The sequence below is a fragment of the Chryseobacterium hilariae genome (assembly GCF_051400735.1).
Taxonomy (GTDB): Bacteria; Bacteroidota; Bacteroidia; order Flavobacteriales; family Weeksellaceae; genus Chryseobacterium.
This window is the reverse complement of the sequence record NZ_JBLFFJ010000003.1, coordinates 549,074-563,904: the sequence shown is the minus strand read 5'-3', so window position 1 is coordinate 563,904 and position 14,831 is coordinate 549,074. Positions and strand designations below refer to the sequence as shown.

Sequence of the window (14,831 nt, the reverse complement as noted above, 5' to 3'; positions counted from 1 at the left end):
AAAATTATAAGAAATATGAAAAAATTATTATTAACATTTGTGCTTTCCCTGTTTGGCGTATTATCGTTTGCACAGATTGAAGGTAAATGGAAGACTATAGATGACGAAACAAAACAGGCTAAATCTATTGTTGAAATCTATAAAAAATCAGATGGGAAGTATTACGGAAAAGTTTCCCAGCTGCTTATAAAGCCTGCCAATCCAAACTGTACATCATGTAAGGATGACAGAAAAGGGAAGCCGATCTTAGGACTGGAAATTATCAGAGGACTTAAAAAAGAAGGCGATGAATTTACAGGAGGAACTATTACTGACCCTAAAACAGGTAAAACTTACAAATGTACCATTACAAAAAGCGGTGACAAACTGAATGTAAGGGGATATATGGGAGTTTCTGTATTTGGAAGAACCCAGGTTTGGGACAAAGTGAATTAACCAAGTTTAAATAAAACTTTAATACGGCATTTCAGAAATGAGATGCCGTATTTTTATTTTTTTTTAAGAGATTCTGTAACGAAAATAAAAACTGCCCACTCATAAGGTATGAACTCAGAACTGGAGAAAACTTTTGTTGATTTTTTTAAGCCCAATCAGAGGCTTATCCATAAAATATGCAAAATATACACAGACAATGCCCAAGATCATGAAGACCTCTTTCAGGAAATTACCGTCCAGCTCTGGAGATCCTTCCCCGGATTCAAAGGAGAAGCTAAATTTTCCACCTGGATGTATAAAGTGGCACTTAATACGGCGATGACCCTTTTTAGGAAACCACAGAAAAAAGTATTACAACACTCGGATGTAGATGTTTCCTCTTTGAAAATGGAATATGAAGTGTATGAAGATGATGAGTATAAACTGAGAAGGATGTACAAAGCCATCCACGAGCTGTCCGATGTAGAAAAAGCTTTGATTATGATGTACCTTGAAGACAGGCCGTACAAAGAGATTGGTGAGATTCTCGGAATTACTGAAGGTAATGCACGAGTGAAAATGAATAGAGCAAAGAATAATTTAAAAACCAAAATAAACACAAAATAATATGGAGGAACTGGAACTTTTAAAAAAAGACTGGGATAAAAATGAAGACGGCTTTAAAGATTATTCCGAAAATGAAATTTATATCATGATTAAAAACAAATCTGTTTCTGTGGCAAAAACTTTATTCCTGATAGGCTTAATAGAAATTGTACTATGGTCTGTCTATGGATATATTAATGGTGAATTTTCATATCTAAGGATAATCCTGTTTTCCGGATTTATTATCCTGGCGGTTTTACTCTTCCGAAAATTGAAAACTGGGCAGAATTCCCTGTCATTAATGAAAAATATTCTGAATATCAGAAAGCTGATCTTTGGGTATGCGGCAATTTCTTTTTTTCTCATCATCCTGGATAACCTGATCCATTTTGATCTTTATACGAGAGATTTTATGGCAGGAACAAAAGACGGCTGGAATAAAGGGCATAATATAATAGTGCATACAGATCCTGAAAGTATGGTTCCGGGATGGGGAAATTATGCAGTATTCCTGTTTTGTATGCTGTTGGCACTTTTTATTATATATACTGTTTATAAAAGGACTTATGGTAAAATTCTGTCTGATCTTAGGAAAAACTACAGGGAACTCAACCGGATCGAAGAAAAACCTTTCTGATTAAATAAAGGTTTCTCATTCAATGAGATGCCTTTTTTGTTATGTTAGTAATAAAAAAACACTATTTTTGTAGTCTAAATTTTTCAAATAAATATGGCAGAATATACTTTTCGTGAGGTAATTGCGCAAGCAATGAGCGAGGAAATGCGTAAAGACGAATCCATCTTTTTAATGGGGGAGGAAGTTGCAGAATACAATGGTGCGTATAAAGCTTCAAAAGGAATGTTGGATGAATTTGGTCCTAAAAGAGTAATCGATACACCCATTGCTGAGCTTGGTTTTACAGGGATTGCTGTAGGTGCTGCGATGAATGGTAACAGACCAATTGTAGAGTATATGACGTTCAATTTCTCATTGGTAGGTATTGATCAGATTATTAATAATGCAGCTAAGATCCGTCAGATGAGTGGTGGCCAGTGGAACTGTCCTATCGTTTTCAGAGGGCCTACTGCTTCAGCAGGACAATTGGGAGCTACACACTCTCAGGCTTTTGAAAACTGGTTTGCAAACGTTCCGGGACTTAAAGTAGTGGTTCCTTCAAATCCTTACGATGCGAAAGGATTGTTGAAAACAGCTATCCAGGATAATGATCCGGTTATTTTCATGGAATCTGAGCAGATGTATGGCGACAAAATGGAAATTCCAGAAGAAGAATATTACCTGCCGATAGGTAAAGCAGATATCAAGAGAGAAGGTACAGATGTTACTTTGGTTTCTTTCGGTAAGATCATGAAGCTGGCTATTCAGGCGGCTGAAGATATGGCTAAAGAAGGAATCTCTGTAGAAGTGATCGACCTTAGAACCGTTCGTCCTCTTGACTTTGATACTGTTTTAGCTTCTGTTAAAAAAACAAACAGATTAGTGATCTTGGAAGAAGCCTGGCCGTTTGCTTCGATATCTTCTGAAATTACATATATGGTACAGCAGAAAGCATTTGACTATCTGGATGCGCCTATCAAGAGAATTACTACTCCTGATGCACCTGCGCCTTACTCCGCTGCATTATTTGCAGAATGGTTCCCTAAACTTGAAAAAGTAAAAGAGGAGATCAAAAAAGCGATGTACGTAAAATAACTATTATAGAGAAAAACTTCCGAAAGGAAGTTTTTTCATTTATTCTATTCATGAAGAATAGTTCTTGACGTCATAAAATTAGTATAAATTTGCGCGTTTAAAAATAAATTGGCTGATATGGCAGAAGTTACAGAGGGCGGTCATCACTTTGACCTTAAAAAGCTCTCATTCGTAGGCGTTATAGTTTCTCTTGGGATTGTTTTCGGAGATATCGGTACGTCGCCCCTTTACGTAATGAAGGCGATTGTTAACGCGAGAAAAGACGGATCCAGTATGCCGTTCGATGAATATATTGAAGGGGCATTATCCTGTATCATCTGGACTCTGACGCTTCAAACCACCCTGAAATATGTAATCATTGCTTTAAGAGCAGATAATAAAGGGGAAGGAGGTATTCTTGCTCTTTATTCATTAGTAAAAAAGCTCAAGAAAAAATGGCTCTACGTGGTCGCCATTATCGGTGCCTCTACACTTGTTGCAGACAGTGTGATCACTCCTTCTTTAACAGTGATGTCTGCGATTGAAGGGCTTAAAATATACAATCCTGAAACGCCCGTAGTCATTATCACGATCGTTATTTTATTCGTGGTCTTTGTCGTACAGCAGTTTGGGACTGCTTCCATCGGAAAATTCTTCGGGCCGATCATGGTGACATGGTTTCTGGTTTTGGGAATCTTCGGTTCAATTCACATTTTTGATCATATTGAGATCATCAGGGCATTTAACCCAATGTATGCCTATAACCTGATTACCCACTCTTCCAGCGCCATTGTGATTATGGGAGCCGTTTTCCTCTGTACCACAGGAGCGGAAGCTTTATATTCAGACTTAGGGCATTGTGGAGCAAAAAACATCAGGATAAGCTGGATTTTCGTTAAACTAATGCTTATTTTAAACTATCTGGGACAAGGAGCATGGCTTCTCGACAACTATCACCAAGTATTCAACGGGGTGAACCCTTTCTTTGGAATTATGCCTCAATGGGCTGTTCTTCCGGGAGTAATTTTAGCCACAGCTGCTGCCATCATTGCCAGCCAGGCTGTAATTACAGGTTCATTCACCATGTTCTCAGAAGCAATGTCTATTTCTTTCTGGCCCAATCAGCATATTGAATATCCTTCAGGGATCAAAGGACAGATGTACATTCCTAGAATTAACTGGGGACTGATGGCTTTTTGTTTTGTAGTCGTGATATTTTTCCAGAAATCAGAACGTATGGAAGCTGCTTATGGTCTTACGATTACCATTACCATGCTGATGACAACCATTCTGTTGCTATTCTGGCTAAGCCGTACAAGAGTTAACAAGATCTTCATTATAGGATTTGCTATAGTCTATCTCTTCCTGGAATCAGGATTCTTCTATGCCAATGTAATTAAATTTGTAGATGGAGGATGGCTGACTATGGTATTGGGAGGATTTATTGCAGTCTGCATGTATGCATGGTATAATGGAAGACTGATCAAAGCTAATTTTATCCAATATGTAAAAATTGAAAAATATGTCTCCATCATAAAAGACATGAAGCTGGATGAAAGCATTCCAAAGTATGCAACCAATCTCGCTTATCTGAGCAGAGCGAAAAGGAATGATGAAGTAGAGTCGAAAATTATCTATTCCATCATCAAGAAGCAGCCCAAAAGAGCGGATCATTATTTTATATTAAGTATTGTTAATCAGGAAGATCCATATACTTTCAAATATACGGTAGACGAAATTCTGCCGGGAACCGTATACAAAGTCAATTTCCTTTTAGGGTTTAAAGTAGACCGCAGGATCAATGATTATTTTAATATGGTACTGAAAGATCTTATGGCAGACGGAACCATTCCTTCAAGAAGCAGTCATCCGTCTCTGAGAGCGCACAACATTCCACCGGATCTTAAATATGTAATTATTGATAATACATATATTAACGATATACTTTTAACTGTTAAACAGAAGATTACACTCAATATCTACAACTTTGTGAAGTACATCGGAAGTGATGATTTCAAGGCATGGGGCGTATCCTCGCACAATGTAGAAGTGGAATCTGCACCAATTACAGAACTTACGGTTTACGATAACAAGATCGAGCAATCCGGCTTCTTCCGTCATAATTCCTAAAAGCGAGGGACTGGAGAATGAACCATATGGTCTATTTAAATAAAAATCAATAAATTTGTAGATAATTTTTTTGATGGATACAGTACAAAAAGAAAAAAATATTGCTTTGATCAAGGATGTGTTAAGAAACTATCTGCTAGAAAAGGGTTTCAGAAACACGCCTGAACGATATACGATATTGGAAGAGATTTATAGTATGGATCATCACTTCAATGTGGATGATCTGTACCTTCTCATGATGCAGAAGAAATATCATGTTTCAAAAGCAACAATTTACAATACTATTGAAATTTTCCTTGATGCAGGTTTGATCCGTAAGCATCAGTTTGGAGAAAAAACATTGACCTCTTCATCTTACGAGAAGTCTTATTTTGATAAGCAGCATGACCATTTGGTGATCTACAAAAAAGGCTCTGATAAGGAAATTGAAGAAATTATCGAGTTCTGTGATCCGAGAATTCAGGGAATAAAAGAAGCAATTGAAGAAGCATTTGGCGTAAATATTGATTCGCATTCGCTGTATTTCTATGGTACTAAGAATGATTAATCAATGAGAATAATCCTTTTTCTGTTAATTTTTATTTCTGCGTTCAGTTCCGCACAGGACAATAAAACCACGCAGATGGATCCCTATATCCAAAATAAAGGAAATGCCTCACCTGCTGTAAAACCTGAGGATAAGGTTAAGATCATCCATTCCGATGAATTTAGAAAAGATACCAAGTACGAAGGAAACCAGTATATGGTAGGACACGTTCAGATAGAGCACCAGGGATCTATTCTTTATGCTGATGAAGTTATCCTGTACAACGATCAAAGTCTTGTAAAAGCTATTGGAAATGCAAAACTTCAAAATGCAGACGGCTCCGTGATCACAGCCCACGAAATGGAATATAATGGGGTTACCCAAAAAGGAGTCGCCAAAAAAGATGTTGTTCTTACCGATCCGAAACAGACCATTAAAACCGATATCCTGTATTATGACAGACTTGCCAATCAGGCATACTTCAATACCGGAGGAACGATTTCCGATGCACAGAATGTAATGTATACCAAATCTGCGACTTACTTTCTTAATACCAAAATGATCGATTTTGTGGGCAATGTAAAAATAGACAGCCCAGATTATATCATAGAAGGCCCCAATATCAAACAGAATCAAAATACCAAGGTTGCAGAGTTTTTCGGACCTACGACAATTACCAACCGTGCTAATCCCAAAAACCGGATTTATACCGAAAGAGGAACCTATAAAATGGAAACTAAAGAAGCTTTCCTCAATAAAAATTCCAAAATATTTTATAACGACAAGATCCTCACCGGGGATGATATGTATTTTAACAATATCACCGGGTTCGGTAAAGCAACCGGAAATGTTACACTCGATGATCCTATAGAAAGAAGATATCTCAAAGGCGGTTACGGAGAAGTTTTTCAGAAAAAAGATTCTGCCATGATGACCAAGAGTCCCTATGCCGTTAAAATCATGGAAAAAGACTCTATTTACTTTGCAGCAGAAAAAATTCTTTCCTACCAGAAGCCTGATTCAGCAGATATTACGATAAAGAAAAGCTTTTTAAGAGCTTACAAAAAAGCACGTATCTTCAAATCAAATGCCCAGGGGAGAGCAGATTCCATTGCCTTCAACGAAACAGACGGTATTATGCATATGTATACCAACCCCATTCTTTGGAGTGGCGAAAAACAGGTAACCGGAGACAAAGTTGAAGCTTATTTTAATACAAAGACTGAAAATATAGACTCCCTTAAAGTAATTGGAAACGCGTTTGCAATCAGCAAAGTAGATTCATTAAACCTTAAAGATGAGTTTAACCAGGTAAAAGGTAAATTCATGACTGTTTACTATGAAAATAATGATATTAAAGAAGCCAGAGTAGTCGGAAATGCACAGTCAATCGTTTATGTAGATGATGTAGATCAGGAAACAAAGCAGCCTCAGAGAATAGGGATTACTCTTTCTACCTGCGGGATCATTGGAGCTTTATTTGAAGAAAGAGCCTTACAGATCATATCATGCAGCATAGGAGCCAATTCAGATACCTATCCTATGAGTAAAATAGAACCGGAAAAAAGAAAGTTCTCCGATTTCAATTGGAATACCAAAGACCGGATCAGAAAATGGCAGGACATCCTTGTAGACAGCCCTAATTACGAAGAAATAAAATATTCCGCGGATAATGAACTGTTTAATCAGGCTCAGGAAGCTATAGACAAGGAAAGAGCTAAAGAAGAAGCCAAAAAACCTAAACGGGTACGAAAATAAACTCAGTATTTTTTACGGAAAAGGAAAAATCACCATTTTTAATCTAAAAATGGTGATTTTTTTATGTAAGAAAAATGAAAATATGTTTAAAATATAAGGAAGTAATTACTTTTTTCAATCGTTATAATAGATTATTTAGTTCTCGGATACCGCATTAATTCTATGTTTTATTTTTTTTCATGTTTTATTTAACGTTTTTTTTGTGATTTAAGTTATAATATTTTATAAATTTAATCGAAGAATGATAAAAAAAATATAATGAAAATCGACTATTTCCTCTTAGTCCTTATTTTTTGCTTTACAAGGATTAACGCACAGGTTGGGATTTCGAAAACCCCAGGTTTCCAACCCGACACAAGATCACTTTTACATGTAAAACAGGATGATAACGCAGCGAGATTGCCGAGGGCTAACACAGCTTCAGTACTGCCGTTATCTGCTACTGGTACCACAGGAAACGGAACTCAGGGTTCTATTATCTTTAATAAAGAAACAGGAAGTATTGTTCAGAATGACGGTACGGTATGGAAAATTTCAGATCCTATTGTAACGGCCTTAAAGAACAATAAGATGGCCCGTTTTATAAGAAGCGCTGTCATAACGGCAGATTGCGGAACCTGTGGATTAGGATGTGGAGGAGTAAACAGACTTTGTCCCCAAACAGGAGGAGCAATGGATGTTCCATTTACAAGTGCCAGCCCGAGTTATAATGATATTTCAGCAGATGTTTCTCTTGCATCGGCTACGAGCAATATTATTAATATCAAGACAAGAGGTTTGTATAAAATTTCTTTCAAAAGTGGTGCTATAGACGTTAAAACACCGGCGCTATGCGTAGGAGTAACAATTAATCTATACTCAAAGGTTGATCTGGAAACAAGTACTGCAGCAGCACCCGCCACATGGAGGCCTATTACAAATAATACCACAAGTTCCACCAGTGGTGCATTATCCTTAGGAAGCTTGTCTCCGGGAGCTATTGATGTAGGACAGTCACTAGTTCTTACTTATGTAGGCAGCTTTGAAGCAGGTGACAATTTAAGACTTAGGTTCTATGGGAACCAGAATATTGGAACAGGGGTTTGTACCGGTATTATTGGCGGAAATATAATGTCTTTTTCAATGAATACTACAGGAAACGCAGTGTCAGAAATCATTGTTGAAAAAATAAATATGCAATAAAATGAAAAGGATAATATTAATTTTAGTGTGTTTATTTCAATACGGCTTAAATGCACAGGTAGTTATTGGTGACAACATTGCCAGCAATCAGAACATATTAAAAATAAAAGACGGAACCAGAGGAGCAATACTCCCTTATTCCAATACTTATACCACTTTTCCTAAATATGATGCTGCATCACCGGATCTCTTTAGTGACTACCCTAACCTTGTAGGCGGGGTTATCTATAATAAAGCGGATGATCAGTATTATAAATATGACGGTTATGCCTGGAATCCGGCAAGGCAGATACAGGGAATATTTCAGCCTAAAGGTTCAAGATTGGGAATTTCTTCAGGAATTACAATACCTTGCTTCGCCTTTGGTCTTGGGATATGTCTTTCCTTAGGTGCTCCGGTTTATCTTGCACCTGATAATAAAAGCCAGGTTCTTGTGGATAATCTGCTCTTGAAAAATCCAAGTTCTGTGACGATAAAACAGAATGGAGTTTATGATATAGCTGCAGCCCTAGGTTTTACAGGTGGGAGTGTGGGTGCCCAGATAGGTGTTACAGAATTTAAGCTGACACTGCAGGTTAAATATACTCCTGCTTCGGATTGGGAGACTATTGTTACCAAAAGTAATTACTCTATTATATTTATTATTGACACTCAGGGAAGTAAAACTTCAAGTTTCTCCCAGACGGTATCCTTACCTGCTGGCGCTGAGCTGAGAGTTGTTCCGACGATAACAACTATTGGTGGTTCCGGAGGATCTCTTGCCGCATACGGAACAGATTCCAATTCTGTAAACTCATATATTGGAGCTCGTTTAATTAAAGCCTATTAATGATGAAAAAATATATATTCTGCCTGTTCTTGTTTTCGTTAGGCATTTACAGTGCGCAAGTTAATTTTACAAACATACCAAACCCTGATTCTAATGCCAATGGTAATGATCAGGTAATGATGTACATAACAAATACAAGTGAAGCAACCGGAGTTAAAGGTTTCGGTTTACCTGCGGTTGAAACTGTTACTGATTTGCCTTATACCGGAGTAAACGCTCCCGGCACAAGGATAGAAGTTTTAAGAGGTATGCTCATATTTGTGAAAAGTACAGGTCAGGTAATGGTATTCGACGGGCTTGTGTGGAGCAAAGCCTTTGAAATTGAATCTGATAATATTTCAAGATTTACAATAAACCCTGTAAATACGACTTCAGGTGCTGTGATGCTTCCTATTAATTCCTTAATTGATAAGCCTAATTTTTTAGCAGATCCATTAAAGCTTAAAACTAATGTTCTTACAACTGGAGCAGATTTAAATAGACTTTATATCCGGCAAAGCGGTTTGTACAGAATTAATGTAAGCCTGAACTTTACAGGTGCTGCAGGTACATTTAGCAGCAGATTGGGAGCAAGTTTATATGTTAATGATGCTAAAAGATTCCAGCTTTTGGAAAATGCGGTGAATTTTGACGGCACGATCAGAAAAATTAGCCTGGATTTTTCAGTGTATGCAGTTCAGGGACAGTATATTACTTTAGAAGCTATTTCTGAAGTCGGGGGAACCACTGCTTATAATGTGATTAACAACAGTTATGTAACAGTCGAAAAAGTACTTTAAATTAGTCTCCTACTTTTTATTATTTATATTAAATTACCCTTGAGATCATCAGGGGTGATTTTTTTATTCCCGACAGATAATTTCTACATGTGCTGAATCTTTTTTAGCTTTGCTGAAAATTTTTGCGACATGGAAATGCATAAAGACTTTTTTATATATCAGGCACAGACCACAAAATTTGCAGCAGGTTTTGAAGTGGAAAAAGCAGAAGGAAGCTATATTTACGGAACAGATGGGAAGAAATATCTGGATTTCGTTGCAGGTGTTTCTGCCAATACTTTAGGTCATTCACATCCTAAAGTGGTGGAAGCCATCAAAGAGCAGGCAGACAAATACCTGCACGTAATGGTGTATGGAGAATATGCACAGGAAAAGCCTGTAGCATTATGCAAACTTCTGGCAGAAGCTACCCCCGATCCCTTGGAAATTACCTACCTGGTAAACAGTGGGGCAGAAGCTATTGACGGAAGTCTTAAGCTGGCCAAGCGTTATACAGGAAGAGAAGAGATTGTTTCCTTTAAAAATTCATATCATGGTAACACGCACGGTGCATTGAGTGTATCCGGAAACGAAACCCATAAAAGAGAATTCCGCCCGCTGTTGCCTATGGTCAGCTTTATAGAATTCAATAATGAAAATGATTTTGACAAAATTACAGAGAAAACAGCCTGTGTCATCCTGGAAACAATTCAGGGAGCAGCAGGATTTTTAGTTCCGGAAGGTGATTATTTAATCAAGCTTAAAAGAAGATGTGAAGAAGTAGGTGCACTTCTGATCCTTGATGAAATCCAACCGGGCTTCGGAAGAACCGGTAAACTATTCTCTTTTGAGCATTTCGGAATCGTTCCCGACATCCTAGTAATGGGTAAAGGCATGGGTGGAGGAGTTCCGGTAGGTGCTTTTATGAGCTCCAGGAAGATTATGGAAACACTGTCGCATTCACCTAAGCTGGGACATATTACAACATTTGGAGGAAATCCTCTGATTGCAGCAGCCAGCCATGCTACTTTGAAAGAAGTTTTAGAAAGTGGACTGATGGATGAAACCGCTGAAAAAGAAAAACTGTTCAGAGAACTGCTTGTCCATCCAAAGATTAAAAATATCAACGGAAAAGGCCTAATGCTGGCTGTGAATCTCGGATCACCTGAATACACCCTTGAAGCTGCAAAAAAGTGCATGGAAAAGGGGCTTATTGTCTTCTGGCAGCTCTATAGAAACGAGTATATGAGAATCTCGCCGCCACTTACCATTTCAATGGACGAAATTCGTCACGGATGCCAGATTATCCTGGAGGCCTTAAATGAAAAATAGACGATAAATTCTCTCCAATAGGGAGAGAATTTTTTATGTGTTACATTGCAGTTTCTGGGATGAAAATTATATTCAGAAAAGATTTAAAAGCTGTGATAAATATCATGAAGATTCTTTAAAAAAATAACTGCTTTTTAGTGTAATAAAAAAATTAATTTATATATTGCGGGACGATAAAAACAAAGATTATATGGCGAAACATAAAGTCCATTACGAATTTCCAATGCATTGTTTATCAGAGATTTTATACGAATATCTGGCAACGGCAGAGGGGTTATCTGAATGGTTTGCGGATGAGGTAACAGAGAAAGGCGATGATTTCTTTTTTAGCTGGGGAGGAGGACCTGCTGAAAAGGCCACTTTGATTAGATATAAGCCTGAAGGTTTTGTTCGTTTCAGATGGGAAGAAGATGAGGGGACTAAAAATTTCTTTGAAATGACTATCACTATAGATGATATTACAGAAGACCTTGCTTTAAATATTACAGATTTCTGTGAGGAAGGTGATGAAGAAGAAAATGCATTATATTGGGAAAACCTTATAGAAAACCTTAGAATAAAATTAGGTGCGGCATAATCCGTACACTATTAAATGGTAAAACTGATGAACGATTTATCGTTCATTATTTTTTTATAAATAAATCACATCAAAAATTGGAAAATCAATATTTTACATCAGACGGATTAAATGTAAAGAACAGAGCGTTCCTTTTAGGCGACGCAGTGAAAGTTTCTTTCTTTGTGAGAAACGGAGAATTGATTATGGATGAAGAGTGCTATTTCTTCTTAATGGCCTCCATGAGGAAAATGAGAATGAATATTCCGCTTACCTATACCCTGGAGTTTTTTCAGACCCTTTTTCATAAAGATGTTATCGATGGCAGAGGAATAAAAAACGGAATTATCAATTTTCAGGTTTTCAGAAATAATGATGCGGTGACCGTTTCAAAATCTTCCGTATCTTATTTTTATGAAGTAACGGAATCGGATGATATACTTACAGTTCATCAGAGGCCACTGGAAATGGATCTTACTAAGGAAATTAATGTAAATAATAATTTGTTAAGTAATATCAGGGTACACTGTCCGGAAAATATTTACGGAGGCATTTATGCGGAAGAAAATGATCTGGATGATGTCATCCTGCTTAATCCGAACAAGAGGATTGCGCGTACCACTTCCGGAAACCTGCTGTTTTTAGAAGGAAACGTGATCAAAGTTCCCAAGCAGTCCGAAGGTGCATACATCTCTCCCTTGATGGAAAATTTTGTCACTTTCTTACATAAAAATAACCTTGCAGATATCCAGGAGCATGAGATAATAGCTTTTGAATCACAAAAGGCAGAAGAGATTTTAATGATCTCTGATGAAAAAGGCATATTTTGTGTAGGTAAAATAAGAAATAAGACTTTTGGAAGCTCCCGTTTTATAGAAATGGTGGAAAGCTGGAAGAATAGTTTTTAAAATTGACAAACCCGGTAAACAACAAAGTACCCAAGTCCTTTACCGGGTTTTATTCTGAATAAATCAGAAATTGTTTCTTTATTTAGTATTCACGGATGATTTCTGTGAATTTTTGAGCGATTTCTTTCTGTCCACTTTCGCTGGTAACATATTCCCTGTCTTTAGTATTGTTTATAAAGCCAAGTTCTACCAATACCGCAGGAGCTTTTGTTTCTCTCAGCATATGGAGATTACGTTCCTCGATTTTAGCGACATCGAATTTCTTAGAAATTTTTTCAGCAAGTTTTTTTGAACCGTCAGTATTTTGAATATACACTTCAGTGCCTTGTTTCGGGGTTTCCTTGTGAGGACTGCTATTCATATGAAGAGAAATAACCATTTCCGGATTAAGCTTGTTGATTATAGTCGTTCTTTCCTGAAGAGTTGGAGACGTATCAGAATCCCTCGTTAATACGACTTCATACTGATCATGATTTTCATTCAGTTTCTGAATCTCTCTGGCAATATTTATTGTAATCTCTTTTTCAGAGAATTTATCGAAAACCGACCCCATATCGTTTCCGCCATGTCCGGCATCTATAACAATATATTTTTTATTGATAGGAGTAAATGATAAAAATGAAGCAGAAAAGACTGATAAAGCAAGTAATTTGATTCCTTTCATGTCAGTGATTTTGGTTTTCCAAATAACGGGAATTCTTTCTTTAAAATTGGTTAACATAATCTTAAATTTTGTTAATGTTTTTAAAGTGTATCAGATAGAAATTCAGTTAGTTAAGAGAAATGTCTTCAGGTGAATTGGCCCACAGCAGATATTCCCCGCCCAGGTTCTGCATAATCGACTTCCAAAGGGTCTGATCATTAGGAAGTGTATAGTCTAAATTGTAAATTTCTACCACAGTCCACATCTTCCTTTGTACCTCATCATCAAGTTGCCCGGCAGACCATCCGGAATATCCGGAGAAAATTTTCACATCATTAATGCTTAATTCCTTATTAAGAACAGCACTGATGATGCTTTCAATATCTTCCGTGATATAAAACCCCTTGCTGATCTCAGAATAGACCTCGGTAACCTTCTTATCTTTAATGATAAAAAAAACCTTGTCATTTTCTACAGGTCCGCCGTCATAGACCTCTATTTTGAAATCAAAAAAGTTTTTGAACTTACTACTCATCTGGCTGTTTTTTTTGTTCAATATCAAACCAAATGCCCCGCTTTCGTTATGCTCAACGATCAGCACTACCGATCTCGAAAAAATATCGCCGGAAATGTCAGGTGTGGAAATTAATATTTTACCTTTGTATGAGTAATTCATACTCAAATTTAATAAAAAATATTTATGGAAAACCTGCACGACAAGAGAAAAGTGTATGAGAAATCCCAACTTATTGAAAGTGAGATAAAACAAAATCCCATTGAACAGTTCAGAGACTGGTTTCTCGAGGCCAGCAATAGTCCGACGGTCTCAGAAGCCAATGCCATGGCCGTTTCTACGGTAGAAGAGGACGGCTGCCCAAGAACAAGAATGGTGCTGCTTAAGCAATATACTTATGAAGGATTCATTTTCTATACCAATTATGGAAGCAGGAAAGGAAAAGCAATAGAAAACACCCATAAGGCCTGTCTTAGTTTTTTCTGGCCAAATCTCGAAAGGCAGATCATTATTAAAGCAGACCTTGAAAGAATTGCAGAAAACCTGAGTGATGGATATTTCCATTCAAGGCCTAAAGGAAGCCAGCTTGGAGCGGTCGTTTCCCCCCAAAGTCAGGCAATTCCGAACAGGGAGTTTCTGGAAGAAAAATTAAAGGAACTGGAAAAAGAATATGAAACCGGTGAAGTACCAAGACCTGCCAACTGGGGCGGATATATAGCAAAACCCTACGAAATTGAATTCTGGCAGGGAAGACCCAACCGTCTTCATGACAGGATTGTTTATCAGCTGGAGGGTCTTGACTGGAAGATTTCACGCCTGGCACCGTAGGATTTAGAGGTTAGAAGGTAGATGTTGGAAGATGAGAGTTATGGTAGACATGTTGTATGTTTATTGTCTTTCTCTAGAAAAAAGTTTCTAATCTGTTTTGCATTCTTTTTCGCTGGATATCTGTAGGTGGCTGAGGTTCTCGAAGCCACCGGAATAC

At 37.4% G+C, this 14,831-nt stretch carries 16 protein-coding genes; 14 read left to right on the top strand and 2 right to left on the bottom strand.

Annotation, left to right across the window (positions count from 1 at the left end; all coding sequences use genetic code 11):
• Window positions 1-15: 15 nt before the first annotated feature.
• The 13 genes from ACMGDK_RS12355 to ACMGDK_RS12295 all read left to right on the top strand — a co-directional run bounded on the left by ACMGDK_RS12355 (window position 16) and on the right by ACMGDK_RS12295 (window position 12,689).
• Window positions 16-435, top strand: a complete 420-nt coding sequence (locus tag ACMGDK_RS12355) for a DUF2147 domain-containing protein (RefSeq protein ID WP_306843209.1) — start codon at window positions 16-18, stop codon at window positions 433-435.
• Window positions 436-543: 108 nt separating this feature from the next.
• On the top strand, window positions 544-1,041 hold the full coding sequence (locus ACMGDK_RS12350) for an RNA polymerase sigma factor (protein WP_436808231.1): 498 nt from the start codon (window positions 544-546) through the stop codon (window positions 1,039-1,041).
• Between the two features lies 1 nt (window position 1,042).
• Window positions 1,043-1,657 (top strand): DUF8845 family protein, encoded by a 615-nt coding sequence (locus ACMGDK_RS12345; protein WP_436808230.1) that lies wholly within the window; start codon window positions 1,043-1,045, stop codon window positions 1,655-1,657.
• A 93-nt stretch (window positions 1,658-1,750) separates the two neighbouring features.
• Window positions 1,751-2,731 carry a pyruvate dehydrogenase complex E1 component subunit beta gene (locus tag ACMGDK_RS12340; RefSeq protein ID WP_034709939.1) on the top strand — a complete coding sequence of 327 codons (981 nt, stop codon included), beginning with the start codon at window positions 1,751-1,753 and terminating at the stop codon, window positions 2,729-2,731.
• 117 nt (window positions 2,732-2,848) lie between these two features.
• The gene (locus ACMGDK_RS12335) at window positions 2,849-4,840 is read left to right on the top strand and encodes a KUP/HAK/KT family potassium transporter (RefSeq protein WP_436808229.1); all 1,992 of its coding nucleotides are present in this window, start codon (window positions 2,849-2,851) and stop codon (window positions 4,838-4,840) included.
• Between the two features lie 73 nt (window positions 4,841-4,913).
• Window positions 4,914-5,387, top strand: a complete 474-nt coding sequence (locus tag ACMGDK_RS12330) for a Fur family transcriptional regulator (RefSeq protein WP_034706517.1) — start codon at window positions 4,914-4,916, stop codon at window positions 5,385-5,387.
• Window positions 5,388-5,390: 3 nt separating this feature from the next.
• Window positions 5,391-7,124 (top strand): OstA-like protein, encoded by a 1,734-nt coding sequence (locus tag ACMGDK_RS12325; RefSeq protein ID WP_436808228.1) that lies wholly within the window; start codon window positions 5,391-5,393, stop codon window positions 7,122-7,124.
• A 258-nt stretch (window positions 7,125-7,382) separates the two neighbouring features.
• Complete coding sequence (locus tag ACMGDK_RS12320; protein ID WP_436808227.1) at window positions 7,383-8,306, top strand: hypothetical protein; 924 nt, start codon at window positions 7,383-7,385, stop codon at window positions 8,304-8,306.
• Window position 8,307: 1 nt separating this feature from the next.
• Window positions 8,308-9,135, top strand: coding sequence for a hypothetical protein (locus ACMGDK_RS12315; RefSeq protein WP_436808226.1), 828 nt, complete (start codon window positions 8,308-8,310; stop codon window positions 9,133-9,135).
• On the top strand, window positions 9,135-9,914 hold the full coding sequence (locus tag ACMGDK_RS12310; RefSeq protein ID WP_436808225.1) for a hypothetical protein: 780 nt from the start codon (window positions 9,135-9,137) through the stop codon (window positions 9,912-9,914). The genes ACMGDK_RS12315 and ACMGDK_RS12310 overlap by 1 nt, the downstream gene beginning before the upstream one ends.
• 135 nt (window positions 9,915-10,049) lie before the next feature.
• Window positions 10,050-11,225, top strand: coding sequence for an aspartate aminotransferase family protein (locus ACMGDK_RS12305; protein ID WP_436808267.1), 1,176 nt, complete (start codon window positions 10,050-10,052; stop codon window positions 11,223-11,225).
• Between the two features lie 190 nt (window positions 11,226-11,415).
• The gene (locus tag ACMGDK_RS12300) at window positions 11,416-11,802 is read left to right on the top strand and encodes an START-like domain-containing protein (protein ID WP_202089068.1); all 387 of its coding nucleotides are present in this window, start codon (window positions 11,416-11,418) and stop codon (window positions 11,800-11,802) included.
• Between the two features lie 77 nt (window positions 11,803-11,879).
• The gene (locus ACMGDK_RS12295; RefSeq protein WP_436808224.1) at window positions 11,880-12,689 is read left to right on the top strand and encodes an aminotransferase class IV; all 810 of its coding nucleotides are present in this window, start codon (window positions 11,880-11,882) and stop codon (window positions 12,687-12,689) included.
• 82 nt (window positions 12,690-12,771) lie between these two features.
• Here the strand turns inward: ACMGDK_RS12295 and ACMGDK_RS12290 are convergent, their stop codons facing one another.
• Both ACMGDK_RS12290 and ACMGDK_RS12285 read right to left on the bottom strand, forming a co-directional pair.
• Complete coding sequence (locus ACMGDK_RS12290) at window positions 12,772-13,410, bottom strand: N-acetylmuramoyl-L-alanine amidase family protein (RefSeq protein WP_436808223.1); 639 nt, start codon at window positions 13,408-13,410, stop codon at window positions 12,772-12,774.
• A 49-nt stretch (window positions 13,411-13,459) separates the two neighbouring features.
• Window positions 13,460-14,008 (bottom strand): YqgE/AlgH family protein, encoded by a 549-nt coding sequence (locus ACMGDK_RS12285; RefSeq protein WP_436808222.1) that lies wholly within the window; start codon window positions 14,006-14,008, stop codon window positions 13,460-13,462.
• A 24-nt stretch (window positions 14,009-14,032) separates the two neighbouring features.
• Here ACMGDK_RS12285 and pdxH point away from each other — a divergent pair, with 24 nt between their 5' ends.
• Window positions 14,033-14,674: a pyridoxamine 5'-phosphate oxidase gene (pdxH, locus tag ACMGDK_RS12280; RefSeq protein WP_436808221.1), complete on the top strand. Its 642-nt coding sequence runs from the start codon at window positions 14,033-14,035 to the stop codon at window positions 14,672-14,674.
• Window positions 14,675-14,831: the final 157 nt, after the last annotated feature.

What these genes read in the sequence shown, in the direction of transcription:
- ACMGDK_RS12355 (WP_306843209.1), top strand. Translation starts at nt 16, where the DNA reads ATGAAAAAATTATTATTAACATTTGTGCTTTCCCTGTTTGGCGTATTA.
- ACMGDK_RS12350 (WP_436808231.1), top strand. Translation starts at nt 544, where the DNA reads ATGAACTCAGAACTGGAGAAAACTTTTGTTGATTTTTTTAAGCCCAAT.
- ACMGDK_RS12345 (WP_436808230.1), top strand. Translation starts at nt 1,043, where the DNA reads ATGGAGGAACTGGAACTTTTAAAAAAAGACTGGGATAAAAATGAAGAC.
- ACMGDK_RS12340 (WP_034709939.1), top strand. Translation starts at nt 1,751, where the DNA reads ATGGCAGAATATACTTTTCGTGAGGTAATTGCGCAAGCAATGAGCGAG.
- ACMGDK_RS12335 (WP_436808229.1), top strand. Translation starts at nt 2,849, where the DNA reads ATGGCAGAAGTTACAGAGGGCGGTCATCACTTTGACCTTAAAAAGCTC.
- ACMGDK_RS12330 (WP_034706517.1), top strand. Translation starts at nt 4,914, where the DNA reads ATGGATACAGTACAAAAAGAAAAAAATATTGCTTTGATCAAGGATGTG.
- ACMGDK_RS12325 (WP_436808228.1), top strand. Translation starts at nt 5,391, where the DNA reads ATGAGAATAATCCTTTTTCTGTTAATTTTTATTTCTGCGTTCAGTTCC.
- ACMGDK_RS12320 (WP_436808227.1), top strand. Translation starts at nt 7,383, where the DNA reads ATGAAAATCGACTATTTCCTCTTAGTCCTTATTTTTTGCTTTACAAGG.
- ACMGDK_RS12315 (WP_436808226.1), top strand. Translation starts at nt 8,308, where the DNA reads ATGAAAAGGATAATATTAATTTTAGTGTGTTTATTTCAATACGGCTTA.
- ACMGDK_RS12310 (WP_436808225.1), top strand. Translation starts at nt 9,135, where the DNA reads ATGATGAAAAAATATATATTCTGCCTGTTCTTGTTTTCGTTAGGCATT.
- ACMGDK_RS12305 (WP_436808267.1), top strand. Translation starts at nt 10,050, where the DNA reads ATGCATAAAGACTTTTTTATATATCAGGCACAGACCACAAAATTTGCA.
- ACMGDK_RS12300 (WP_202089068.1), top strand. Translation starts at nt 11,416, where the DNA reads ATGGCGAAACATAAAGTCCATTACGAATTTCCAATGCATTGTTTATCA.
- ACMGDK_RS12290 (WP_436808223.1), bottom strand. Translation starts at nt 13,410, where the DNA reads ATGTTAACCAATTTTAAAGAAAGAATTCCCGTTATTTGGAAAACCAAA.
- ACMGDK_RS12285 (WP_436808222.1), bottom strand. Translation starts at nt 14,008, where the DNA reads ATGAATTACTCATACAAAGGTAAAATATTAATTTCCACACCTGACATT.
- pdxH (WP_436808221.1), top strand. Translation starts at nt 14,033, where the DNA reads ATGGAAAACCTGCACGACAAGAGAAAAGTGTATGAGAAATCCCAACTT.